At 45.2% G+C, this 24,137-nt stretch carries 21 protein-coding genes, 4 pseudogenes and 1 riboswitch; of the genes and pseudogenes, 18 read left to right on the forward strand and 7 right to left on the reverse strand.

Going from position 1 to position 24,137, the window contains the following annotated elements:
- Window positions 1-63: 63 nt before the first annotated feature.
- The 8 genes and pseudogenes from DESYODRAFT_RS27795 to DESYODRAFT_RS09200 all read left to right on the forward strand — a co-directional run.
- A pseudogene (locus DESYODRAFT_RS27795) lies at window positions 64-177 on the forward strand (transposase); the annotation flags it as partial.
- Window positions 174-1,298 (forward strand): RNA-guided endonuclease TnpB family protein, encoded by a 1,125-nt coding sequence (locus tag DESYODRAFT_RS09170; RefSeq protein ID WP_007782154.1) that lies wholly within the window; start codon window positions 174-176, stop codon window positions 1,296-1,298. The pseudogene DESYODRAFT_RS27795 and the gene DESYODRAFT_RS09170, both read left to right, overlap by 4 nt.
- Before the next feature lie 683 nt (window positions 1,299-1,981).
- The gene (locus DESYODRAFT_RS09175; protein WP_042338388.1) at window positions 1,982-2,344 is read left to right on the forward strand and encodes a hypothetical protein; all 363 of its coding nucleotides are present in this window, start codon (window positions 1,982-1,984) and stop codon (window positions 2,342-2,344) included.
- Window positions 2,345-2,395: 51 nt separating this feature from the next.
- Window positions 2,396-2,585, forward strand: a riboswitch (cobalamin riboswitch).
- 283 nt (window positions 2,586-2,868) lie between these two features.
- A complete protein-coding gene (locus tag DESYODRAFT_RS09180) occupies window positions 2,869-4,512 on the forward strand; it encodes an ABC transporter substrate-binding protein (RefSeq protein ID WP_007782159.1) in 1,644 nt (547 codons plus the stop codon).
- Between the two features lie 112 nt (window positions 4,513-4,624).
- Window positions 4,625-5,602, forward strand: coding sequence for an ABC transporter permease (locus tag DESYODRAFT_RS09185; protein ID WP_007782161.1), 978 nt, complete (start codon window positions 4,625-4,627; stop codon window positions 5,600-5,602).
- The gene (locus tag DESYODRAFT_RS09190; RefSeq protein ID WP_007782164.1) at window positions 5,596-6,465 is read left to right on the forward strand and encodes an ABC transporter permease; all 870 of its coding nucleotides are present in this window, start codon (window positions 5,596-5,598) and stop codon (window positions 6,463-6,465) included. The genes DESYODRAFT_RS09185 and DESYODRAFT_RS09190 overlap by 7 nt, the downstream gene beginning before the upstream one ends.
- A 12-nt stretch (window positions 6,466-6,477) precedes the next feature.
- Window positions 6,478-7,290, forward strand: a complete 813-nt coding sequence (locus DESYODRAFT_RS09195; RefSeq protein ID WP_007782167.1) for an ATP-binding cassette domain-containing protein — start codon at window positions 6,478-6,480, stop codon at window positions 7,288-7,290.
- Window positions 7,290-7,892: an ABC transporter ATP-binding protein gene (locus DESYODRAFT_RS09200; protein ID WP_007782169.1), complete on the forward strand. Its 603-nt coding sequence runs from the start codon at window positions 7,290-7,292 to the stop codon at window positions 7,890-7,892. Before DESYODRAFT_RS09195 ends, DESYODRAFT_RS09200 begins: the two co-directional genes overlap by 1 nt.
- A gap of 70 nt (window positions 7,893-7,962) precedes the next feature.
- Here the strand turns inward: DESYODRAFT_RS09200 and DESYODRAFT_RS09205 are convergent, their stop codons facing one another.
- The 3 genes and pseudogenes from DESYODRAFT_RS09205 to DESYODRAFT_RS29745 form a co-directional block, all read right to left on the reverse strand.
- Window positions 7,963-9,273: a HAMP domain-containing sensor histidine kinase gene (locus tag DESYODRAFT_RS09205; protein ID WP_007782172.1), complete on the reverse strand. Its 1,311-nt coding sequence runs from the start codon at window positions 9,271-9,273 to the stop codon at window positions 7,963-7,965.
- Window positions 9,266-9,961: a response regulator transcription factor gene (locus DESYODRAFT_RS09210; RefSeq protein WP_007782173.1), complete on the reverse strand. Its 696-nt coding sequence runs from the start codon at window positions 9,959-9,961 to the stop codon at window positions 9,266-9,268. Before DESYODRAFT_RS09210 ends, DESYODRAFT_RS09205 begins: the two co-directional genes overlap by 8 nt.
- A gap of 85 nt (window positions 9,962-10,046) precedes the next feature.
- Window positions 10,047-10,157, reverse strand: a pseudogene (locus DESYODRAFT_RS29745) (DUF2200 family protein); the annotation flags it as partial.
- Window positions 10,158-10,722: 565 nt separating this feature from the next.
- On the opposite strand from DESYODRAFT_RS29745, the gene DESYODRAFT_RS09220 reads away from it, so the two are divergent.
- The 3 genes from DESYODRAFT_RS09220 to DESYODRAFT_RS09230 all read left to right on the forward strand — a co-directional run bounded on the left by DESYODRAFT_RS09220 (window position 10,723) and on the right by DESYODRAFT_RS09230 (window position 13,464).
- Window positions 10,723-11,358, forward strand: coding sequence for a hypothetical protein (locus DESYODRAFT_RS09220; protein ID WP_242833587.1), 636 nt, complete (start codon window positions 10,723-10,725; stop codon window positions 11,356-11,358).
- Window positions 11,359-11,369: 11 nt separating this feature from the next.
- Window positions 11,370-13,211 carry a sensor domain-containing diguanylate cyclase gene (locus tag DESYODRAFT_RS09225; protein ID WP_007782181.1) on the forward strand — a complete coding sequence of 614 codons (1,842 nt, stop codon included), beginning with the start codon at window positions 11,370-11,372 and terminating at the stop codon, window positions 13,209-13,211.
- A 73-nt stretch (window positions 13,212-13,284) separates the two neighbouring features.
- The gene (locus DESYODRAFT_RS09230; protein ID WP_042338391.1) at window positions 13,285-13,464 is read left to right on the forward strand and encodes a hypothetical protein; all 180 of its coding nucleotides are present in this window, start codon (window positions 13,285-13,287) and stop codon (window positions 13,462-13,464) included.
- 107 nt (window positions 13,465-13,571) lie between these two features.
- On the opposite strand, the pseudogene DESYODRAFT_RS29105 reads toward DESYODRAFT_RS09230, so the two are convergent.
- The 3 genes and pseudogenes from DESYODRAFT_RS29105 to DESYODRAFT_RS09240 form a co-directional block, all read right to left on the reverse strand.
- Window positions 13,572-13,679 (reverse strand): annotated as a pseudogene (locus DESYODRAFT_RS29105) (transcriptional regulator); the annotation flags it as partial.
- Between the two features lie 381 nt (window positions 13,680-14,060).
- On the reverse strand, window positions 14,061-14,300 hold the full coding sequence (locus DESYODRAFT_RS09235; RefSeq protein WP_007782183.1) for a DUF2922 domain-containing protein: 240 nt from the start codon (window positions 14,298-14,300) through the stop codon (window positions 14,061-14,063).
- 41 nt (window positions 14,301-14,341) lie between these two features.
- Window positions 14,342-14,566, reverse strand: coding sequence for a DUF1659 domain-containing protein (locus DESYODRAFT_RS09240; protein ID WP_007782185.1), 225 nt, complete (start codon window positions 14,564-14,566; stop codon window positions 14,342-14,344).
- Between the two features lie 242 nt (window positions 14,567-14,808).
- Between DESYODRAFT_RS09240 and DESYODRAFT_RS09245 the strand changes: the two genes are divergently transcribed.
- Window positions 14,809-15,630, forward strand: a complete 822-nt coding sequence (locus tag DESYODRAFT_RS09245) for a DUF3102 domain-containing protein (RefSeq protein ID WP_007782186.1) — start codon at window positions 14,809-14,811, stop codon at window positions 15,628-15,630.
- Between the two features lie 8 nt (window positions 15,631-15,638).
- On the opposite strand, the pseudogene DESYODRAFT_RS27230 reads toward DESYODRAFT_RS09245, so the two are convergent.
- Window positions 15,639-15,956 (reverse strand): annotated as a pseudogene (locus tag DESYODRAFT_RS27230) (LytR/AlgR family response regulator transcription factor); the annotation flags it as partial.
- 103 nt (window positions 15,957-16,059) lie between these two features.
- On the opposite strand from DESYODRAFT_RS27230, the gene DESYODRAFT_RS09250 reads away from it, so the two are divergent.
- From DESYODRAFT_RS09250 to DESYODRAFT_RS09275, 6 genes are all read left to right on the forward strand, one after another.
- Window positions 16,060-16,272: a helix-turn-helix domain-containing protein gene (locus tag DESYODRAFT_RS09250; RefSeq protein ID WP_207636364.1), complete on the forward strand. Its 213-nt coding sequence runs from the start codon at window positions 16,060-16,062 to the stop codon at window positions 16,270-16,272.
- A gap of 410 nt (window positions 16,273-16,682) precedes the next feature.
- Complete coding sequence (gene tcmP, locus DESYODRAFT_RS09255; RefSeq protein WP_007782193.1) at window positions 16,683-17,930, forward strand: three-Cys-motif partner protein TcmP; 1,248 nt, start codon at window positions 16,683-16,685, stop codon at window positions 17,928-17,930.
- On the forward strand, window positions 17,927-18,700 hold the full coding sequence (locus DESYODRAFT_RS09260) for a radical SAM protein (protein ID WP_007782194.1): 774 nt from the start codon (window positions 17,927-17,929) through the stop codon (window positions 18,698-18,700). Before tcmP ends, DESYODRAFT_RS09260 begins: the two co-directional genes overlap by 4 nt.
- 91 nt (window positions 18,701-18,791) lie before the next feature.
- On the forward strand, window positions 18,792-19,802 hold the full coding sequence (locus DESYODRAFT_RS09265) for an AAA family ATPase (RefSeq protein ID WP_007782195.1): 1,011 nt from the start codon (window positions 18,792-18,794) through the stop codon (window positions 19,800-19,802).
- Window positions 19,803-20,219: 417 nt separating this feature from the next.
- Window positions 20,220-22,391 (forward strand): S8 family peptidase, encoded by a 2,172-nt coding sequence (locus DESYODRAFT_RS09270; RefSeq protein ID WP_242833588.1) that lies wholly within the window; start codon window positions 20,220-20,222, stop codon window positions 22,389-22,391.
- A gap of 134 nt (window positions 22,392-22,525) precedes the next feature.
- Window positions 22,526-24,025 carry an IS5 family transposase gene (locus DESYODRAFT_RS09275; protein WP_007782200.1) on the forward strand — a complete coding sequence of 500 codons (1,500 nt, stop codon included), beginning with the start codon at window positions 22,526-22,528 and terminating at the stop codon, window positions 24,023-24,025.
- Window positions 24,026-24,137 lie beyond the last annotated feature (112 nt).

Below are 24,137 nucleotides of genomic sequence, written 5' to 3' on the forward strand. Positions count from 1 at the left end.
ATCAGTAGCAATTTCTGGAAGGCTGATAGTTTGAGGGAAGAAGGAATTTCCCTCCTAAGAAAACAGTTGTGGAAGGAATACGTTGGGTCAAGAAGTTTCTGCTTAGTGACAACGGGTGGAGTTCCCATTGAAGTGATTAAGAGATATATTGAAAATCAAGGAGGTGAAAAGGTATGAACAAGGCTTACAATTTTAGATTGATGCCAACCAAAGAGCAGGAACTATTATTTGCCAAAACATTTGGTTGTGTAAGGTTCGTCTACAACAAAATGTTAGAGGAACGAATTGAGCTATACGAGCAATTCAAAGACAATGAAGCTGAATTGAAGAAGTATAAGTCACCGACTCCTGCTAAATATAAGGCTGAATTTGTTTGGCTAAAAGAAGTTGATTCCCTAGCCTTGGCAAATGCGCAGATGAATTTGCAAACTGCCTACAACAACTTCTTTAGAGATAAACGGATTGGATTTCCAAAGTTCAAGGCTAAACATCGAGATAAGAATTCTTATACAACCAATAACGTCAACAACAATATTAGGCTTGGAGATAAGCAAATCAAACTTCCAAAGCTTGGTTTTGTTAAGTTGAAACAACACCGCGAAATACCCGGCAATCAAATTATTAAGTCTTGTACTATATCCAAATCATCCTCTGGCAACTATTTTGTGAGCATCCTGGTTGAATATTTTCAAGATGTACAACCAATCTCTCCAACAAGGGAAAATGTTTTGGGGTTAGACTTTGATATGAAAAACCTTTATACAGATAGCCAATGTGTGAGGGCAGAGTATCCAGGATTCTACCGTAAAGCAATTGAGAAACTTGCAAGAGAGCAACGTAAGTTAGCAAAGTGTACCAAGGGAAGCAACAACCGACGTAAGCAAAGGGTCAGAGTTGCCAAGGTGCATGAAAAGGTTGCCAATTGCAGAAAGGATTTCCTCCATAAGAGGTCAAGAGAATTAGTGGATAGCTATGATGCAATAGTGATCGAAGACTTGAATATGAAAGAAATGAGCCAATGTCTGAATTTCGGAAAATCAGTCAGTGACAATGCTTGGGGAATGTTCACGACATTCCTAAAATACAAGCTAGAGAATGAAGGAAAATTATTAGTCAAAGTTAATAAATGGTTTCCTTCCTCCAAAACCTGTCATTACTGCGGTGGGATTAACAAGGAGTTGGAACTTTCCGATAAAGAGTGGATTTGTTCCTCCTGTGGATGCACCGTTGATCGAGACTATAATGCTTCTAAAAATATCAGAGATGAAGGGTTGAGACTACTTGCCTTGATAGCATAAGATAGCACCCAAAGAACCGTAGGGATTACGGGGTTAGCCTGTTGATACTCCTAGCAATAGCTAGGTTGAGCAGGAAGCACCCACCTCTTAGGTGGTGTGTAGTTCACTGAGGCACACTATGAATCAAGGACGTGGAAAACGAACTACCGCGGTTCATTGGCGATTCATACAAGTAAAAAGATAGATCGTCAATTTTGTAGCCATAAGACCGTCCAGGATTTGCTCGACAGATACGGATTAACCCCCAAAAATCTGCCGACAGGTGCAATTATTGGTGTATGCAACTTGGTAAATTGTTTAAGGGTAATAGAAGACAATCAAGAGAGTGCAGTCTTGGAAGATGGGCGCATCGTCTCGGGGAATGATTATTTTTTAGGGAATTATAAAGTAGGAAATTACGCTTGGGAAGTGAGCGTCAAATAGCCCCCACCTAACGGACTGAAAAGCTGCGGCAACTGCTCGCCGAGTAGGCTCTATGACACCGAATACAACGAATTTGCTTTATGCAAGTTCGACGTTCACCACCTTCTTCGACTATGTAGCTCTCGTATTTCCCTTACTTATGAAATTTACCGCATCCGCTTTTTTGTGGCAATCGTGCTAAAAAACCTCCTCTGTATTAAGCTTTATACTAAGTGGTTTGTATTTCTTTTTTAGTTTTTCGGATTCATGGCGTACGTATATTGATTTCTTCTATATCCTTGATCGGGAAAAGTGTGGTAGACCTGGGGGCCGGCCGCCGGACCAATGGCTATGGAGGATTTAGTGAATCCCTGAAAGGCCACTTTGATTCTCCTGATCTTGGGAAGGTTTTGCTTTTTGTTAAATCTGGAGCATCGCCTACCTTATGGATTGAACGGGAGAGCCAAGAAGATATTTATCTTAGTTTTAAGGATGGGGAAAAAACGAAGTCTCTGTATCAGGAATTGAAAGGAGTAGTTCCCGTTAGTTTGATTTATAGTATCACTAATCATAATCAGGTTCAAAGGAATGGGCTTTGTTTTAGGTTTAGGGATTCTGAAGAAGGTAATTCTGAAGAATTCTAAAGATTCGCCAAAATAGATTGAAATTGGACAAGAAATTTCTTATTATATCTATAATTTCATATGGGGATGAGTGCGATTTTTCATAGGAAAAATCTTAAGGGAAGTCAGTCGAAGCTGACGCGGTGCCCGCCACTGTAGAAGGAAGTTAACTCACCATAATGTCACTGGAAAGCTATATCCGGGAAGACGGGAGTTAATGAGGAACTTAAGCCAGGAGACCTGCTCATGTCCCAGATTCGAGATAACCTACGGGATGTTAGGGAGGTGGATAGTGTGTTCAGAACACTATTATTAAACACAGGATAGAACCCCTTTCCGTTTGGAAAAGGGTTTTTTGTTTTTTAATGATTCTGAAGAATTCTAAAGATTAGCTGAAAGAAATTGAAATTGGACAAGAGGTTTTTATAGTTAGAGGCAGCTAACTTACTTGAGCAGACCTAAATTGCCGGGAGGAATAGGAGTTTACCCGATCATCGGCAAAGGTGCAGGTAAGTACTTAAACAATTTTTATGGAGGTCGAAAAGATGAACAAGCCCAAGTTATATTTGCTTCGGAAGCGGTTCGCCCCCCTGCTGATTCTTCTGGTTGTCGTTCTTTTGGCTGGTCTGCCCGGGTGCGGTCCCTCCCCGACGACTGCAAAGGCGCCGGAGGAAGGGAAGAAGGACGAACTGGTCCTGGCTGTGGGAATGGCCGATTATGGGATGTTCGATCCTAAAAAGACATGGGGTGCCATCGGGCAAATCCGGCTAACCCACAGTTCGCTGCTTAAGCCCACGAAGGACTTAACCTTTGTCGGCGATCTTGCCAAATCCTTTGAGACGAGTAAAGACGGATATACCTGGACCTTTAAAATCCGCAATGATGCGAAATTTTCCAACGGTGACCCGGTTACTATAGAGGATGTCCTGTTTACCTATGAAATGCTGAAGGAGGACGGAATCGCCTTTGACCTTTCCTTTGTCGATAAAATTGAGATTAACGGTAGTGACACCATTATTTTCACCTTGAAAGAAGCGCGTTCCACATTTGTCAGCCAGCTTTCTGAAATCGGCATTGTGCCCAAACATAGTTACGATGACAACTATTCAAAAAATCCAATTGGCTCCGGACCCTATCAGGTAACGCAGTATGATAATGGCGAACAGATCATTATGGACTATAATCCCTATTGGTACGGTGACGAGCCCCAATTTAAGAAACTCACCTTCCTGCTGCTGGGGGAAGATGCCGCTTTTGCAGCGGCGAAGGCCGGACAAGTTGATATTTGTTACATTCCCCCTAAATTTGCGGGACAGACCCTCCAAGGAATGACCTTACATGTTCTGGAGAGCGTTGATTCCAGAGGCGTTACCCTTCCGGTTCTGCCCAGCGGCGAAACCGGGTACATTAACAGCAACGAAGTCAAAGTCGGCCATGACATTACCTCTTACCTGGCCATCCGTCAGGCGCTGAACATCGGGTTAAGCCGTCAGGGAATTATTGATATCACCATGAACGGATACGGAAAAGCCGCCTACTCTATTGTTGACGGCACACCCTGGTTTAATGAAAAAACGGTCATTGAGGACGGCCGGGTTGAAGATGCTAAACAATTGCTGGCAGAGGCCGGATGGGTGGATACCAACGGAGATGGCATTGTCGAGAAGGATGGGCTGAAAGCGGAATTTGCTTTGTATTTTCCTTCCAGTGACCAGCTGCGCGGCGACATCGCCTTGGCTGTTGCCGATCAAGCCCTTGGCCTGGGGATCAAGATCAATATCACCGGCGCCACCTGGGATGAAATATTTGTTCAGGGCAAGGCCAATGCTTGCTTGTGGGGGGGAGGCCGGCTTCATCCCCATCAATTGTATACCATGTATTCTTCGAAGGTATTTAATCACGGTTATAATAATTTGACTCACTATATAAATCCTGCGGTGGACGATTATCTGGACAAAGCCATGCATGCCTCTACCCAGGAAGAAGCCAATAAGTATTGGAAGCTGGCCCAATGGGATGGGAAAACCGGTTTCAGCCCCCTTGGTGACGTTCCCATCGTTTGGCTGGCCCGGGTCGACCATTTGTACCTGGTGAATGATAAGGTGGATATCGGCAACCAGCTCATGCATACCCATGGCTATGAATTTGGGCTGTTTGGCAATATCACTGAGTGGTCCAGCAAGGAATAACACTGGATACCCGATCAGAACAGGTGCGTCTAAAACGCTTGACCAAAGCATTGGCGTTTTGAACGCACCTGTTTGAACAGGATCCCTATCGACAACAGGAGGTGCCGTGTTCATGTCTCAAAAAATCCTCATGCGCTTTCTGCGCATGATTACGCTGATGTTGGGCTTATCCATCCTGACATTTTGGTTAATCCATTTGTCTCCTATTGACCCTGTTAATGCCTATGCGGTAAGTGATACTTCGATGTCACAGGAACAACTGGAAAAACTGAAGGAATACTGGGGGGTTGACAAATCTCCTGTGGAACAATATTTTTCCTGGGCAGGTGCTTTGCTGCACGGCGATTTTGGCATGTCCAAGCTGTATAGAGTCCCCGTTATGGACATTATTAAAAGCAGGGCTATGACCTCCTTCGCCCTCATGGGCACAGCATGGCTGCTGTCCGGTGTTTTCGGTTATATACTGGGAGCGGTGGCCGCCATCAAACGGGGCAAGCTGCTGGACCGTTTCATTAAATGGTACAGTTATGTTCTGGTTTCTATTCCCACCTTTTTGCTGGCTTTAATTTTACTGCTGGTTTTTGCAGTCTGGTTGGAAATGTTTCCAATCGGCTTGACAAAACCCATTGGCTTAGTGGATGCCGACGTTACCTGGGCGGACCGCCTCCGCCATTTCATTCTCCCTGCCTTGACTTTAAGCCTTTTAGGCGTTGCCAATATCGCCATGCATACCAGGGAAAAAATGATCGATATCCTCAATACGGAATACGTTACCTTTGCCAGAGCACGAGGAGAAACAACCTGGGAAATTTTTAAAAACCATGGTTTCCGCAACTCCATTATCCCGGCTATTTCCATTCAGTTTGCTTATTTCAGTGAATTATTCGGCGGTTCCGTTTTGGCGGAGCAGGTATTTGCTTACCCGGGATTGGGCAGCACCCTGACCACCGCCGGCTTAAAAGGAGATCTTCCTCTGCTGCTGGGAATTATTTTAATTGCTTCCGTGTTTGTGTTTGTTGGCAATTTTATTGCGGACATCTTAAATACCATTGTCGACCCGCGGATTAAAAGGGGGGATATAAGATGCTAGAGCAATTAGGAAGGAAAGAGGATGTTCTTCTTGACACAGGAAAAACAGGCAATGCCCGCAAAAAGATCCTTTGGATGATTGGCTTTTCCGTCTGCCTGATCGGTTTTATCCTTATTCTCAGCTTTATTTTAAGCAATGACAATCTTCGTGTAAACAATACCAGCAAGAATCTTATGCCAAGCTTGCAACATTTGTTTGGCACGGATTGGCTGGGCCGGGATATGTTTACCCGAACGATGAAAGGGCTGCGGCTGTCCCTGGCCGTTGGAATTTTTGCTACGGTCATCAGTGTTGCTGTGGCCACCCTTCTCGGAACTGCGGCAGCCATATTCGGTAAAAAAATAGATGAAGTGATTTCCTGGCTCATTGACCTCTTCATCGGTATGCCTCACCTGATCTTCATGATTTTAATCTGTTATATCGTGGGCGGGGGGATACGGGGCATCGTCATCGGCGTAGCCATGACCCACTGGACCTCACTGGCCAGGGTGGTACGGGCCGAAGTCCTGCAGATAAAAAGTGCGGAATACATCCAACTATCCCAAAGCTATGGTAAGTCTGCCTGGTATATTGCCAGAAAACATGTCATGCCTTCTGTGTTTCCACAAATCATGATTGGATCGTTCTTAATGTTTCCTCATGTCATCCTGCATGAGGCTGCTCTCACTTTTTTAGGCTTTGGGCTGTCGCCGCAAACGCCGGCTGTGGGGATTATTCTGTCCGAAGCCATGAGCCATCTTTCTACAGGCCAATGGTGGCTGATCCTGTTCCCGGGAATTCTGTTGATTCTTGTGGCCAAGAGCTTTGATAATATTGGCGAACAACTAAGAATTTTGCTGGACCCGGCCAGCTCCAACGAATAGGAGGTAGGAATCATGCTTAAAACAGCGCAACCGTTATTGAAAGTGGAAAACTTGTCCATTGGGTTTTCCCAATACTTTAGAGGAACTCAAAAACGTGTCATTCAGCCCATTTCCAATCTTCAGGTGGATATTGAGGCGGGGGAGATCGTTGCGGTTCTGGGGGCCAGCGGCTCAGGGAAAAGCCTGCTGGCCCATGCCATCCTGGGCATTCTCCCTACCAATGCCATCTGCTCCGGCAGTATTATATATCGTGGGGAAGAGTTAACTGAAAAGCGCAAAGCGGGACTGCGGGGCCGGGAAATTTCGTTTATCCCTCAGTCGGTGAATTATCTGGATCCCCTGATGCCCATGGGAAGGCAGGTTCAGATCGGATTGGATAAACAAAGTGCCCAGGAAAAGCAGCAAAGGCTGTTTGCCCATTACGGATTAAAGGAAAGCGACGGCAAACTATATCCCCATGAATTATCCGGAGGGATGCTGCGCAGGGTGTTGTTTGCCACCAGTGTCAGAGAGGGGGTAAAGCTGGTCATAGCCGATGAGCCAACTCCCGGCATCCATCCCCAGGCCCTGGCAGAAATTCTCAAGCAGCTGCGGCAGTTTGCCCGGGAGGGTGCCGGGGTCATGCTCATCACCCATGACATCATGTCCGCGGTTAAAATTGCGGATCGCGTTGCTGTGATTAACGACGGGCAGACCATAGAGGTCTCCCAGGTATCCGCCTTTTCCGGAACGGGGGAACAGTTGAAAACAGACTATGCCAGAAGATTATGGCGGGCCTTGCCGCAAAATGGTTTTACGTACCGGGAATTGGGGTGGGAAGCATAATGGCTTTGAGGGGAGAGAACCTGGGGGTTTATTATAAAAAGGATCAGTGGATTTTTAAGAACATGAACATCAAGGTATCACCTGGTCAAGTCCTTGGTTTATCCGGATACAGCGGCTGCGGGAAAACGACGCTGGCCAGAATTTTAGCCGGATATATAGTACCTCAGACCGGCAGGGTGAGCGTGGATTCTAAGCCTTTGGCCTCAAAAGGTTTTCGCCCGGTCCAATTAATCTATCAGCACCCGGAAAAGGCCATCAATCCCCGCTGGAAAATGGACGATGTACTAACCGAAACCTATTCCCCTTCCCAGGATATTTTGGATGCTTTCGGTATCCGGGAGGATTGGCGGAAGCGATGGCCCATTGAGCTCTCCGGCGGAGAGCTGCAGAGGTTTTGTATTGTGCGTGCTTTGAACCCAAACACGCGCTATATTATTGCCGACGAAATGACTACTATGCTGGATGCTATTACCCAGGCCAGGATCTGGCATGTTTTTCTCGATATTTGCCAAAGCAGAAAGATCGGTCTTATTGTGGTCAGCCATGAGATCAGCCTTCTGAACCGCCTGTGTGACCAGGTGGTTCAAGTGGGGAATAGGTGAGATAACCTTTGGACGAGGATGCTTGGTAAAGAGGGTGGCCTGATTTCAGGCCACCCTCTTTATGCAGTGCTTAGATGAGCGGAAAAGCAAGTTGAATTGTGAATCGATGATCTTTTTGCTCATAACTAAACCGCCCCTGATGCAGAAGCATGATTTTTTGACAATTATTTAAGCCAAGCCCTGCTTGGGGAGCAGGTTCCAGGGAATTCCGGATATGATTTTCAAAAACGAAAACCAGCTCGCCGGGGCCAATTGTACTATGCAGCCGAACGGGATGGGCAGGGTCAGCGTACTTTTGAACGTTGGAGAGCATATTGTCAAATATTCTCTGAATCATGCCGGCGTCCACTTTGATCGTCCCCCCAGGCAGTTCAATAGCAGGGGAAACAGTAAAGCCGCTCTGTTCCAATAAATAGATATACTCATGGATTATCTCACTCAAGGCTTTGGGAGCAGGGTAATGTTTTAATTCAATTTCCTTATAATCGTTGGTGGATATGAAAAAATAGTCAAACAGATGGTTAATTAAGTCTTTAATTTGCAGGGCCCGCTGTTTACATTTGAGAAGGAAAGGACTCTCCTTAGCAGGGATGCCTTCACCCTCCAGTACCTCCAGATAACCGATTAAGGCCGTAAGAGGAGTGCGGAGATCATGAGAAACACCGGCCATCAATGTGTTGGTGGCCACTCTGACCCGTTCAGCGTAGTCTTCCCGCGCGATGACCGCTTTGCGCATTTCATCAATTTCCTGTGCCAGAGAGGCCAGCTCATCGTTGCCCTTGATGGTAATCGGGTAATGGAGATCGCCGCCTTCTAAAATTCTTATTTCCTTTTCCAAGGTATTGATATAAGATACCTTTTTATGGATGAAAAAGACCATGATGGAAATAAAAGTGAGGAAGAAGAGCAGCAAATTGAAGTAAGTCGTATAGTCTAGATAACGGTGTTCAAAAAAATCCTTGATATAAACTTCCGCGGTTCCCTCCGGGAAAATCAATACATATTTGTTATGCCATAGATAAAAGTCGGGAAACTTGGGCTGGCTGGGAAAGGTAAAGCTGGGTGACAGGGTATGGGAACTATAGACCAGCATAGAGTCGTGATAAATCACGATCTCCGTTAATTCATTTCCCCGCATCCAGTGATCCAGCTCGGAGAGTTCCGACAAAGAGATGTTGTTGTCTTGGATATACTGCCGCAGGCTGTTTATTTTTTTCTCAATGTGAGCGGAAATCACCTCCGGCTTTTTACAATAATCATAGATGAGGCCCCGGGATAGGTACTGCAGACCGATAAAAAGCAAAGCAGAAGCAAGACATGCCAAAACAGCCGTTATCATCAAGGTTCGGGACAGCTTATATTCACGGTTTACTTTATTCAATATAATACCCCTTTCCCCAAACAGTACGAATATATTGGGGATGGACTAAATCCTTCTCTAATTTTCTTCTCAGGTTTTTAATATGGACCATGATCGTGTTGTTGGAAAGAGGAAGAAAGGGCTCCTGCCATATGTGTTCGTATATTTCTTTAGCAGCAAAAACCTTGCGGCGATTGAGCAATAAGAGTCGGAACACCTGATATTCCATGCTGGTCAGGGCAATTATTTCTCCTGAACGGGAGACGGCTCCCGTATCCAAATCCAGACATAAATCCCGGAGCCTGATTTCTTTTTTAGCGGCAGGCGCTTGCTTTTGATAGATTAGATATCGGCGCAGAAGGGCCTTTACCCTGGAAATTAGTTCGATTGAAGAAAAAGGTTTGACAAGATAATCGTCGCCACCGCAGGAAAATCCCTCGGCTTTATCCGCATCCTGGTTTTTGGCGGTCAGGAATAAAATGGGGATGGTGGTGACTTTCCGGATTTCCGAACACAGCTCAAATCCGGATTTTTCCGGCAGCATAATATCCAGAATAGCTAAATCAACCGCAGGTGTAAGCCTTGCCAATGCGGTGTCTGCGTCGGCAGCTTCCTGCACCGCAAAGCCTTCTCTTTGCAGTAATATATGAATAATTTCCCGTATTTCAGGATCGTCGTCCACCACAAGAACGGTTGAGTTTTCCGGCATAGTACCCTCCTCCTGAAAGATATCCTTGTACTCTTTCTACATTGCTGTTCCTTGCCAACTCATCCACCAGCTTATCCAGGTAACAACGGATGATTTCATTAACTTCTGCTTTCGTACGTTCTTTTTTCTCCGCTTTTGCAACATAAAGGGGATAGACGTTTGCGACACTCATGGCATAGATTCGCTGTTTGGTCATGACCAATCCCTCGCTTTTGATTTATAGTATCACTAATCATCATCAGGTTCAAAGAAATGGGCTGTGCGAAAATAATGCAGATTTCTAAAGTGACAGAGCCACAAACATTTGAAGAAAGCAGCAACTAGCAAGCCGGAACTGGACCTGGCCAGGCAGCGGATCAAGTGGCAGGCTCAGTGGCTGGGGGAACTTTAGAACAATATCCTGATGGGGAGGAAGAATAAGCATATAACGCCGTAGACTGCGACAGCGCCCTTGTTGTTCCCCATGACGAGAAGTGGATAGAAAGGCAGCTTTAAGAGCTGCCTTTTCCCATACTTGGGACAGAATCTCTCAAAACTGTGATAATTTATTTGGTGATTGAGACAATTGCGAGACATTGTAACCAAGCTGAAAGGTGATTTTCCTCTCAGCTTGGGTTGCTTTTGTCAATTTTAAGGCTCCCTGTCTCTATTGCTGGCTAAGGGTTTTTTACTTTTTTTCAATGTCCTGGAAGGAAATAAGGAATTCAGGTGGAAAAACTAAAGGTTAACTCGAAAAAAAGAATAAAAGGATGATTATGCTTATGATGAGAGAAATTTCATACAACGCTGTAAAAGACAGCCTCAAAACCGGGGATCTGATTTTATTCCATGGCGTTCAAACCACAAGTAAGCTGATCGAATTGATTGAATGGTCATACTGGTCACACGTAGGTATGGTTGTTTTACCCCAGGACATCGGTCTGACGGTTGAAGGTCCTCTGTTTTGGGAGTCAACAGCCTCCGGTGACGGCCTGACGGATTACCTGACAGGCCAACCTAAAGTAAACGGCCCCATGCTCGTAGCACTGCAAGATCGGATCGGCGTGGATGTCAAGCAACATTACGATACGCATTTTCTGGTCAAATATCTGAACCGCTCGCTACAGCAACGGGAGCTGGCAGCACTGAAGGATTTCATGAATAAAGTTCATGACCGGGGCTTTCCATCGGCTGAAAACGCCTTGAAATACTACATAGACGGCAGATCTTTTAATAAACCGGCTCCCGATACGGAAGTGTTCTGCAGTGAATTAACGGCAGAGACCTTCATGGCGTTGGGCTTCATCTCTCAGGACTACGTACCTAACGGGTATTGCCCCGATGACTTTAACAAAGGCGATAACATACCTGTCTTGCAGCCTTTTTACTTTACTAACGGGGCCAGACTGAATAAGTAGAGATGGATAGTATGAAAAAGAAAATCGCAGCGCTCTGCGCAATTCTGGCGCTGATTATCCTTTTACCTGCGGCGTTGTTTTTCAAGACAGCAACTGCCGTCCAGCCACCCAAGCCCAGCAACGGTGTGCTAGACTTAAGCAATTGGTCTTTCGAGAAGGATGGAGTTGTCAGTTTAGCCGGTACCTGGTCCTTTTACTTCAATCGGTTTCTGACCCACGAAGACTTTGTGCAGGGCCATGACCTTCTGTCGACTCCAACCCCTCTTCAAATACCCAGCACCGTAAAGAGTATGGAGGGCGTCAAGCCATTTGCGGACAACAAATTCTACGGCACTCTGAGGCTGGTTATAAAACTGCCTGAAGGCAAGCAAACCTATGGCCTGAGAACAGATATCATCCTGACATCCTTTAAACTTTACATTGACGGCAACCTGCAGGGTGAAGTGGGCAAAGTCGGAACCAGCGGGGAGAATAGCCTTCCTTATTACAATATCCTCACCACCTATTTTAATCCGGAAAGTAATGAAGTGGAGCTCATTTATCATACAGCGGATTTTACAGCCCAAGATTGTACCATGGTGGCACCCAAAATCGGCTTGGCTGCCCAGATTTCCCGGGAAGGACAGTTGGGCTTAGGCCGGGATCTGTTCCTCTTTGGTATGCTGCTCATCATGGCCATCTATCATTTTGGCCTGTACATTATGCGGACAAAGGATCGGGCACCCTTGTTTTTCGGAGTTTTTTGTCTCTTGTTTGCACTCCGCATGTTATTGGTGGGAGAGCGGTTTTTGCCAAGTCATTGGCAGCTGAGTTTTTTTGTATACGGGCGGATGGCTTATTTATCTGTGTTTATTGGTTTCTCAGCTTTGTGCGGATTCTTGCATTATGCTTTGGCCGGCCTGCTGGCCCGATGGTTCGTGAGAATCAGTATTGCTCTGGGATTGCTGTCCGCTGTTTTCATCCTCTGGGTTCCTTACAGTTCTGCCGACAGGCTATTGATGATTTATGCTGTCCCGGCAATTGTCTTATTAGGCTATGCCATGATGCGTTTGGTTATTGGCACCTGGCAGGGGGTTCCGTTCGCCAGAATCGTCTTGCTGGGTTTCGCTGTTTTAGGGGCTACCTTTATCAATGATTTTATTTACCAAATCACCCTGGCCAATACTCCTTCCCTGATTCCCCTCGGTGTGGCAGTCTTTACCTTTACCCAGGCTTATACCTTGTCGGCCAGATTTTCCGGTGCCTTTACCAGGGCTGAGCAGCTCACTGTGGAGAATAAAGCTATTTTGGCAGATCTTAAGTATATGAACACTAAGCTTGAATCCCTGGTTCAGGAACGGACTGCCGATTTAGAGAATGCTCTGAAGGAAATGGAAGTCATGTCTAAAACAGATTATCTGACCAAATTACCGAACAGACGGTCGGCCTTTACCAAAATCAAGGAGCTTATTGAACAGAAAAGGGACTTTTACATTTGCCTGGCGGATATTGATCATTTTAAAGAGATTAACGATCAGTACGGGCATGTTAAAGGGGACGAAATCCTGGTGCTGTTATCAGGAATACTAAGCACAGCCATTGGCGACTGTGGTTTTGTCGGCCGCTGGGGCGGCGAGGAATTCCTGATAGTCTTGGAGACGGCGCAATTGGATTCAATTCCGGACAAGTTTAATGAGATTCGCAGAGCTGTGGAGGAATACCGGTACCCAGACATCGGCAAAGAAATTACTATGACCTTTGGCTTATGCCAATACCGGGAAAACTCTTCCTTGGACATTCTGATCGCCAAGTCCGATGAGGCTCTCTATCGGGGTAAAATGGCCGGAAGAAACCGGTGTATTATTGCTGTGTAAGGCTGGTTTCACAACCTCAGATGATTGTGTAGAAATGGATAAGTCACAAAGCAGGGGAGGAGGGGGCAGAGCATTGCTGAAAGCCAAACTGATGCTGGTTACCGCCTCCGCCGGCTATGGAAAAACCACTGACGTCCTGAAACATATCCTGATTGGGAGAAAGAATAGGCATATAACAACAAAGGCTTTCCCGAGATTTATTTCTCCCGGGGAAGCCTTTGTCTCATTGGAGGTCGGCATAGTAAGAATTTAAATAGTCAGTTTTTCGGGCATGTACCAAGAATCTTACGCGCGTAAGATTCTTGGTACATGCCAGGAGAAGGTTGTCACTCTTGCCAGGTTAATTCAGTTGTATGACAGCTATTTTATTTCTTGCTCCAGATCAGAAAACAAATCGGAGTCAAAAAATTCCCGTACACTGATTCCGAATCCGTCGCATAGTTTCTTAATAGTTACAATTCCCGCATTGTAAATAAATTAATGGCGGGGCAGAAGGAGATTTTAGCATGGGAAAAATATCTCTGGATGAAAGGCTGAGAAGAGAAACAGAAAAGCTGCACAAGCTTGTTGAGGAAGCCATAAAAAAGGCATCCCGATCATACAGGATGAGGCAGTTATGACACAGAACCGCAAAGTTGATGCCTTGGTGGTCAGAATACAAAGAGAGCTGGGGCATCCCATGAGCAGGAAGTAAGATATCGAAATGAATAGCTTATTTTTTTCATGAAACAGCGATTTGCGGAAATCCCGGCAGGAACTGTGGTTGGATGTTGAGAAAAAGACCCTTTATCGTGAAGAAAACTGCCGGCAGCTATGACCCTGCCGGCAGTTTCTTTTCCCTTTGAACAGTTAAGCCTGGGGAGGGTCGTAAAGGTCATTCGTTGTCGTATCGATGACCTTTATATCCCGTATTCCCGTCAGGGCCCCACTGGGTGTTAAGAATATATCGCTGTCAATAAGGGAATTCATAGCAGCCATAACCTCAGCCGGCTGCAGGTCCTCCTTTGGATTATCAATAGTAATGGCAAAGGTCTTGCCCCCTGCGGTACTAAAGGTTAATCTGACAACCTTGGTTGATGATAGGGCCATTTTGTCCCTACCTCCTCTTTCATAGATTTAGTTTCTGAGGTTTATTCCTCAGTGAGTTCAACAGTCTTCCGGTTGAGTACGTCCAGCACCGGATTCTGGGACAGGCCGAATAAAGTATAAGCCGCATCGTAAAGAGCCTGTTCCGAGGCGTCGAACCTCAGGTAATTCAGGCTTTTTTGTTTCTTGATTGGTGCGCCCAGAGCGGTGAGTCCGGCCTGGTAGACAACGACCAGGGCCGAATTCAAAGGAGTAGCTTGCACAGCCATTACCCTCTCCTCCTTTCTCAGGATTGATAGGATGTTTGAAGTATGACCGTCTGTATAATGTATGAGTTGTCCTCTCAAAAGGTTACACAAGCTTCCTGCTTGTCATGACATAGATTAGGGCTTGTACCAAGAATCTTACGCGCGTAAGATTCTTGGTACAAGCCCGGGAGAAGACGTTTCACCCTTGCCGGGATAATCCCATATGATGTGGATAAATGAAGAGAAAGGATCCGTGAAATCATATGGGGGATATTATCCCGGAGCGTACGCCGTTTTTAATCGCGGCTGAAATTAATATCATCAAACACCAGACCGAGAAAATGGTGCTTAACAACTTTATCGAAATCGGCCGGCGGCTGGCAGAAGCTAAGGGTCTGATCAAGTATGGGGAATGGGGCAAGTGGCTGAAAGAGGAAGTCGGCTTTTCCCAGAACCGGGCTGAAAAATTGATGCGCCTCTACGAGGAGTTTGGGAGAGAACAGTCCCCTTTAGGCGACGCCGGAGTCTTGGGCCGGGAACTGCCTAATTTGAGCTATACTCACGCCCTTATTCTTCTGGGGGTGCCGGAAGAGGACCGGGCGCAATTTATCCGTGACATAGATATTGAAAGTATGACCACCCGTGAGCTGGAGCAGGCAGTTAATGAGATGAAACAGTTCCAAAAGGAAAAGGCAGGTCTCAAGGAAGCCCTGGCTGAGGAAAAGGAGAAAAACACCCGGCTGGCCCAGGAGCGGGACAACCTGAAAAAAGAAACCGGTGAATTGCGGAAGTCTAAGGAAGAGCTACAGCAGGATGTTGAGAAAAAGACCATGGAGAATAAGAAGCTGGTGGAAAATTCGAATTTAAAGAGCTACCAAAGGGTGAGCAATCAGCTGGCGGCTGCCCAGATCAAGCTGCTCACGTCTAAAATCGCTTTTTGCTTCGAGAGCTTGGAGAAAGCGTTCAAGGAACTGAGTTATGAGATGGATTTGCTGGCAAAGGTTGATGCCCAGGTGCATGGGGAGTATGCGAAAATGCTGAATGGGTTTTTGATTAAGACCATGGAGGAGAGGATGGGGAAGTAGAAGGGGGGGAGTTGTAAAGGTTTGACCGGCATGAATTGAGCGTGATCCTCTGCGGATGTCACAAATACTATACTGCAGGCTGACGTTGACTTAGATAGCCGTATTTGTCTGGCGGTTTCAAGACCGCTCAGCTTTTTCATGCTGTTATTAAGAAAGAGGAGGTCAAAAGCCAATCCCTGCTTTTCAATTTCTGCGAGAAGCTCCTCGCCGCTGCTGAATTCGTAGATATTAAATAAAACATCCTTTTCTTCTTCGTATAGATGAATTAATGCTTCCAATAAGCGACGGGACAAAGGCCTGTCATCGCAAATGCCGATGGTAAACAAAATATCTCCTCCAACATCAGGGGTTTTGAGTCATTTTAGGACAAATAGTCCAATATGTCAATAGGACTAAGCGTCCTAAGATATACTTGCTTTGGTGATGATAATGCGCTTAAAAATACGTGATGTTCGAGAAGATCATGATCTAACCCAGCAGCAAGTTGCACAATACCTGATGTGTGATCAATCTTTGTATTCTAAATATGAGCGAGGAGAGCGTGATGTTCCGCTGAATATCATGATTAAACTCGCCCAGTTTTATAAAACCAACATTGACTATTTGGTTGGGCTTACTGAAAATAAGAAACCTTATCGCTGAGTGTACGCCTTTGATGAGTATAGTAGAAATTCCAACCCTACTTATTATCTTCGTGAAGGAATATAATACAGTTTGTCAAGTCACAGCATAAAAGTGTGCTTTTGTTTAGATGATAAGGATATTATTTCCAACATGCATTGAAACGAGAACAAATGTTTGGTACAATGTGTATAATATTTAATTAAACCTATCGAATTCGATAGGTTTAATTGTTGCTGGTGATGAGGATCTGAGTGGATAAACCAGGCTTGTGTCGGAGCGTAAAGTATGAGATTTCCTACGTTGAGGAAACTAAAAATATTAAAGCAAAAAAGGATTATTGTGGAGCCATAGAGAAATTCACCAAGATATAACAAGCATGAAAATGTATCCAATATCCCTGCCGCTATTAGAGAACGGGGGAAGATAACATGCCGAAGGATAACAAGGATTTCTTCAAAACAAAAAATCACTGGTCTGAAATTAAAGACCAGCTTCTTGGCTGTTATCTGACACCGTATTTCCAGAAGGTGCTAAAGACAGGTCAGCCTATCTTCTATGTCGACTGCTTTGCCGGAAAAGGAAAATTCGAGGACGGCAACCCTGGTTCACCTATTATTGCTTTGCAAGCGCGGGATGATTGCCTGAGCAGGACAAAGGTGCAAAGCGGCAAGATTGATACTTGCTTTATAGACCTCAACCACGCCCAAGAATTGAGAGCGAATATTGCCGGCTTTAACAATCGCTACGGGAATCCAAATATCGTTTCAGGGAAATACGAAGATAAGATTGAGGGACTTCTATCAAACAAGCGAGGGGTCAACGTATTCTTATACATAGACCCCTATGGGATTAAGGCATTGGACTCCGCTCTGTTTGATAAGTTCAAGATCCTCGGCCTTGGCACTTTAGAGATGTTGATTAACTTCAACTCGTTTGGGTTCTTCCGCGATGCCTGCCGGGTAATGAGTGTTGACTATCAGAGCGATGAGGCTGTCCGCGATTTAGATGACCTTGTAGAATATGAGCCTACCCCTGTAAACGCATCAAAGCAATCTGAGGAATTGCTGACCAGTATTGCCGGCGGAGATTACTGGAGAGCCATCGTGCTGGATTATCAGGCGGGAAAGATAAACGGATATCAAGCTGAAAGACGGCTATCGACTGAATACAAGCAGCGTTTGCGGCAGAGATATGGGTATGTTCTCGACATGCCAATTCGATTGAAAGCTGGTCAGCGTCCAAAGTATCGTATGATTCATGTTTGTGACCACGAGGATGGCTGCTTCCTTATGGCGCAGAATATGCAGAAGAGAAAAGACGAATTGTTCATCAATGTACAGCAGGATGGGCAATTGACGCTTTTTGATATCGACCCGACAGTATCGTCTACTGTGGAAAATGAACTCATGACAGTAGATCAAATCAAGGTAAAGTTAAAGGAACACCTGTCCCGGCTTCCAGGTGATATAGGTCTTACGAAACTTCTTTCCGCTTTTGTTAATGACTATGGCATGTTGTGTGAGTTTAAAATGATATACACCATGCTGGAAGAATTAAAGGTAAGCCGAGATATTGACATTGTGAGAACTCCGGCTTTTACTGAGAGGGGAAGACCGTCTGCGTTTTGGGAGGAAAGTAAAGACAAAAAAATTATTATAAGGAGGCGCAAACCATGAAAGTGGTAAAAGGATACATAGAACGCAAATCTATGCTCTACGTAACCGGCGTGGAATATGGAGACTACACCATGAACCACGTTCTTGGCTGCGCTCATGGCTGTAAGTATCCCTGCTATGCATTTTTACAAAAGAAACGTTTCGGGCAGGTGGCTTCATACGAGGAATGGCTGGAGCCGTATCTGGTAAGTAATACGCTGGAAATCCTTGACCGGGAAATCCCGCGGCTGAAATCCAAAATCAAGTCCGTACAGCTTTGCTTCACCACTGATCCGTTCATGTACGGGTACGATGAGATAGAAAAGATGAGCCTTGATGCAATCAAGAGACTAAATGAAGCAGGCATTAAGTGTACCGTTCTTACAAAGGGACTATTACCCGCTGTCCTGGACGACTATTCCCAAGAGAACGAGTATGGTATCACATTTATTTCCCTTGACGAGACATACCGTGAACGGATCGAACCGGGAGCGGCTTCCTACCAGGATCGCCTTGCCGCTCTAAGAGCCCTGCATGACAAGGGTTGTAAAACCTGGGTCAGTGTTGAGCCGTACCCGACACCGAATCTGATGGAGCAGGATTTAAGCGGAATTTTAGAGGAGATTGCTTTCACCGATAAAATAATCTTCGGTCGCACGAACTACAGTAAGGAAATCAGCGCATACACGGCACACCGTGCTTTCTACAATGAACAGGCTGAGAAAGTCATCGCTTTTTGTCAAGAACGCAATATTCAGTTCCATATTAAGGATGGAACGATCAGAAAGTAGAAAGAAACAACGAGAAGTAATGGCAAGGAAAACCTGACTGACCTGCCAATGAAATCAACTAATATCCTGGTCAAGAAAAGGTGTGTTAAATATGGCAAGAGCAGATCTGCTCTATGAATTAATCAAATATGGTCTTAGCAACGACAACTTGAATTTTCGAAAAGTAGCGGAGACTATTTGTGCGGAAGAACGCGCAAAGCAACATGGAGTGTTGGCCAATAAGATTGAAGAGATACTTAAGACGTCAAATAGATCCTTGGCCCGGGATAGTTCAGTTCCTTTCGTCAGAAATGGCAATGGGGGACAGAATCTTTTCATAGAGAAAATCCCTGAAAGAAAATTGGATCAATTGCTGCTCCCACAGTCAGTATTGGTCAGCTGCCGGGACTTAATCGAAGAGCAATCAAGAGCTGATTTGCTGCATTCGTATGGCTTAGAGCCCCGCAATAAAATTCTCCTGGTGGGGCCTCCCGGAAATGGGAAAACATCATTGGCTGAAGCATTGGCCGAAGAGCTGATGCTTCCTTTCCTGACGGTAAAGTATGAAAGCATTGTTGGCGCTTATCTCGGAGAGACGGCTTCACGGCTTGGGAAGCTGTTTGATTACGCTAAGACAAGACAATGCGTCTTGTTCTTTGATGAGTTTGAAACTCTCGGCAAAGAGCGTGGCGATACCCATGAAACCGGGGAAATAAAAAGGGTCGTTAGTTCTTTACTGCTGCAAATTGACGCTTTGCCAAGTTATGTCATCGTTATTGCGGCAACGAATCACGATGCGCTGCTGGACAGAGCCGCTTGGAGGCGTTTTCAACTGCGCTTATCCCTGCCCAAGCCTTCCCGCCGGGAGCTGGAAATGTGGTTTGCCCAGTTTAAAAAACGTACCGGCTTTGATTTTGGCTTAGAACCTTCTACCTTAGCCAAAAAATTTCTGGGCAAAAGTTATGCTGAAGCTGAGGAATTCGCTTTATCTGTTTACCGAAGGTATATTCTCAGAAGTCCGGATGGCAATGCCAAAGATATTACTCGGGCTGAACTAAAGCTTTATTTATCAGGACTCCAGGAAAATAGAGATAATAGCCAGGGAGGAGAAGGTGATGAATAATGACCGGAAGACCGGAAAGACCGATTATTTTATTTGGAACACCCAACCCAGCCAATAGAAACAACAAAGGTGGCGGTGCGCCTAAAATAAACTTTCCCTCACATTCCCAGACAGGTTGTCCGTCTTGAACCCAAACTGGCGGCTCTCCAAGATGCAATCGATCATAATAGAATCCTGATTCAGCAGTCACCCACAGGAATTCAGCCGGAGAAGACCCTTGTCTTTGAAGTTTCCGGCGATTTAAAGTCTTTTTATACAGCCGTTAAAAATCTTGGTGATGATGTAGAGTGGATATTTGATTCGTCGGCGGATATAGCTGTTTCGGATGATTTTTTTGTCTATAAGGAAGATAAAAAGACAAAGAAGAGTTCCAGAGATGAAAGGAAAACCGCGTTTTCCGGCAAGGTATATTGTGTATTGGCCAATAACCGCGCCCTTGAGGAAATTTTATCATTATGGAAGCAATTTGCCAGAAATCCCAATATGAGTTTCCCTAAAGGTAAAACTGGTTTTAAGGATGTTTTTAAGCAGCTGATCGATATCCACTTTTGGGGTTATAAAGAGCGTATCGAAGAAACCGGAATTTTAGAAGCCTGGCAAGATGATTTGCAGTTAGAGCCTGAATTAAGCACAGTAAAATGTGAAATTGAACTGTTTTACCGAAAATCAAAGGAAATTCAGATACAACGCGAAGATAATTTAACGGCACTAATCCGTGAAGCAGGTGGCAGTATATTGGGGCGTAGTGTGATTGACAAGATTCATTATCATGCACTATTGGCATCACTGCCGCGGCAAATCGTTGAAGACATTATTGCCAGGCGTGAGGTGGCGGTTGCTGCCGCCGAACAAATCATGTTTTTTCAGTCTGTCGGACAAAGTGTGATTATTTCAGACGATAATATTGGGGACAGTACTCTGCAGGTTAACATGCCTGTCACGATTAATGATGAACCGATTATTGCCTTATTTGACGGATTGCCTCAAGAAAACCATCCTTACCTGAACGGCTTATTGAACGTTGACGATCCTGACAATTTTGCTGTCCATTATACTGTACCGGCCCGAAAACACGGAACCTCTATGGCTTCTCTGATTGCCCATGGGGATCTGAATAATATAATGCATCAAGTCACCCATAAGATTTATGTTCGTCCCATTATGAAATCCGTTAATGTGGGTGGCAGAATTTGGGAAGAAATCCCCGGCGATATTTTAATCGTAGATAAAATTCATGAAGCCGTACGCAGGCTTTTTGAACCACTTGCAGGGCGTGTCGCTCCCAGCGTGAGGGTTATCAATCTTTCCATTGGTTTTCCGAGCAAAATATTTGACAGATTAATGAGCCCTTTAGCTCGTCTGCTGGACTGGTTAAGCTATCAATACAGAGTCCTGTTTATCGTCAGCGCAGGAAATCATTTAGAGGACATCGATGTTGCAATGTCCTTTGCTGATTTTTCCGGCCTTACAGAGGAAGAGCGGGATGTTGTTATCGTTCGGCATTTAAATGACAACGCTCGCATACGCCGCTTGCTGGCACCAGCAGAAAGCGTCAATGCTTTAACTGTGGGAGCGGCCTTTTCTGATGAATCGTCTTTCACACCGCTTGCGCGGCAAGTTCTTCCTTGCTCAGCCGGGATGGTCAGTCCGATCAGCGCCCTAGGCCGTGGTTTGAATAATTCCATTAAGCCTGACATCATTTTTGATGGGGGCAGAAATACCTTGATGCAACATCCGCTAGACGGAACAAAACTGCCTTGGCGGGTCTCGTTAACGAGAGCGCCGGGCACTGTTTCGGCAGCTCCCTTTAATATAGCAGGAGGCTCTGAAAAAATTATGTATTCCTATGGGACAAGCAATGCTGCCGCACTGACCTCTCATGAATCATCCCGCTGTTACGATACATTAGTGGATGTTTTTGATGGAGCGGGCGAATCATTGCCTCATGATTATGCCGCATTGCTAATCAATGCCATGTTGGTGCATGGAGCGGAGTGGGGGGAGTTATTCGAGAAATTCAATCCGGCTCTCGGCAACCCTCCCAGAGCTACGGATTATATGTACAGATTTTTTGGGTACGGAAAACCGAATATTGAAAAGGCAGTTGAGTGTGCCAGGAATCGTATCACTTTAATCGGCTATGGCGAATTAAAGGATGGGCAGGCTCACCTTTTCGATTTACCGCTGCCATTCGAAGAATTCAGCCGCGAAAAAATATTGCGCCGCTTGACGGCGACAATGGCGAGTTTTTGTCCAATCACGCCTGCGCGTCAATCCTATCGCTCCGCCCATTTGTGGTTTTCAATAGAAGGTGCAAAAAAGCACTTGATTGACAAACGCATAAATGCTGATTGGACAGCGGTAAGAAGAGGAAGTTTACAGCATGAGATTTTTGAAAATAATCAGATCGTTGTTTGGGGCGATGACGATGGAATTCAGCTTAAAGTGAATTGCGCCAATGTTGCTGATGATAATTTCGCAGGTTCTGTTCCCTATGGATTGATGGTTTCCTTTGAAATTGACAGTGCTGTTGATATTGATGTTTATACTCGGGTTGCGACAAGGATTAGTCCAAAGATTACTCTATAATTAGGGCTTGCTAACGAGTGCTAAACGCCAGGGAAAAACCTGATTTTACAAGGGTTTTTGGGCATTTACGTCGAATCTTTAGTGCAAGGAAATATGAATTTAGATTAAAAAAACCGTGCACTTGGAGGTTGAAAATGTACCGTAAACCGAGTCCCCAGCTAACCATAGATGATTTCATCCTGCCTTTTTCGGGGAAACTGGATCCCGAAAATCGTTGGGTTCAATTAGCTAATATAATTCCTTGGGATGAGTATGAAAAAGAATACGCCCATATGTTTCCGAGTGATCGTGGCAATGTGGCCAAACCGGTCCGTATGGCACTCGGTACGTTAATCATCCAAGCTCGCTGCGGTTATACTGACCGTGAAACGGTTCAGCAGATTACGGAGAATCCTTATCTCCAATGGTTCATAGGCCTCAAGGAGTTTCAATTGACTCGTCCTTTGACTCCAGTCGCCCTGGTGAAATTTCGCAAGCGCTTTAAGAAAGACCGCATGGCTAAAATCAACGAGCGCATTGCTTTAGCTGAGCGGGCGGCAAAAACAACTGAAAAGGAAGCCGAGAAGAACGATGATGATCAACAAGGACCTAATCTTCCGGATGCGGATAAGGAAGAGAAGAAAACCCCTGCTGACTCTGATTCGGAGGAATCCAAACCGAATCAAGGTATGTTGATCCTTGATGCCACCTGCACACCGGCCGATATAAAATATCCGACAGACCTCGGACTGCTTAACGAATCCCGCGAGAAACTGGATGAGATCATTGATACGCTTCATAAAGCGAAGGGTAAAGCAACCAAACGGCCGAGAACTTACCGTGAAAAAGCGAGAAAAGCTTATCTGAGTGTGTCTAAACAGCGGAGTCCGAGAAAGAAGCAACTTAGAAAAGGCATCAAGCAGCAATTGCAATATTGTAAAAGAAACCTTCGCCACGTTGACCAAATGCTGAAAGAAATTCCCTCAGGCTTTGAAGCCTTAAGCAACCGACAAGTCAAGTTATTGGAAACCATTCGAACCGTAATTGAGCAGCAGGAAACAATGTATAAGACAAAACAACATCAGATACCGGATCGAATCGTCAACCTCTATCAGGATCATGTCCGACCGATTGTACGCGGCAAAGCCAGTGCCAAAGTAGAATTCGGGGCTAAGGTAGCCATAAGCATCGAGAAGGGATTCTGCCGCATCGAAAAATTGTCTTGGGACGCGTTTAATGAAGCAGAAACATTGATAGATAGCGTAGAGCGTTACAGAGCCCGTACTGGATGCTATCCTGAGGCGGTGCTGGCCGACAAGATATACCGTAACCGCAAAAATCTGGCGTATTGCAAAAACCACAACATCCGGCTCAGCGGTCCCAAACTAGGCAGGCCCTCAGGAGATGCCCTGAAAAAAGTAGAGAAGGCCATTGAACGGATGGATGCCAAGATGCGTAATGCGGTAGAAGGCAAGTTTGGCGAAGGTAAAAGGAAATATGGCCTTGATCGTGTTTATGCTAAGTTGAAAGAAACAGCAGAGTGCATGATTAGCATGCAATTCTTTGTCATGAACTTGGAGCATAAGCTCAGAGTTCTTTTTGTCCAAATTTTGAAGAGGTATTTTCAAATTACAGATATTGGTGTATTTGCGTAATCGAACGAATAAAAAGGATTCGGTTAGCAAGCCCTAATTAGGCGTTAAGAAAGGATCAGAATGGTAAAAGCAAAAAAGAAGGTTGAAATCAGTCAAGAAGGTTTAGTTGAAT

Origin of the sequence: Desulfosporosinus youngiae DSM 17734 (assembly GCF_000244895.1) — a bacterium.
Taxonomy (GTDB): Bacteria; Bacillota; Desulfitobacteriia; order Desulfitobacteriales; family Desulfitobacteriaceae; genus Desulfosporosinus; species Desulfosporosinus youngiae.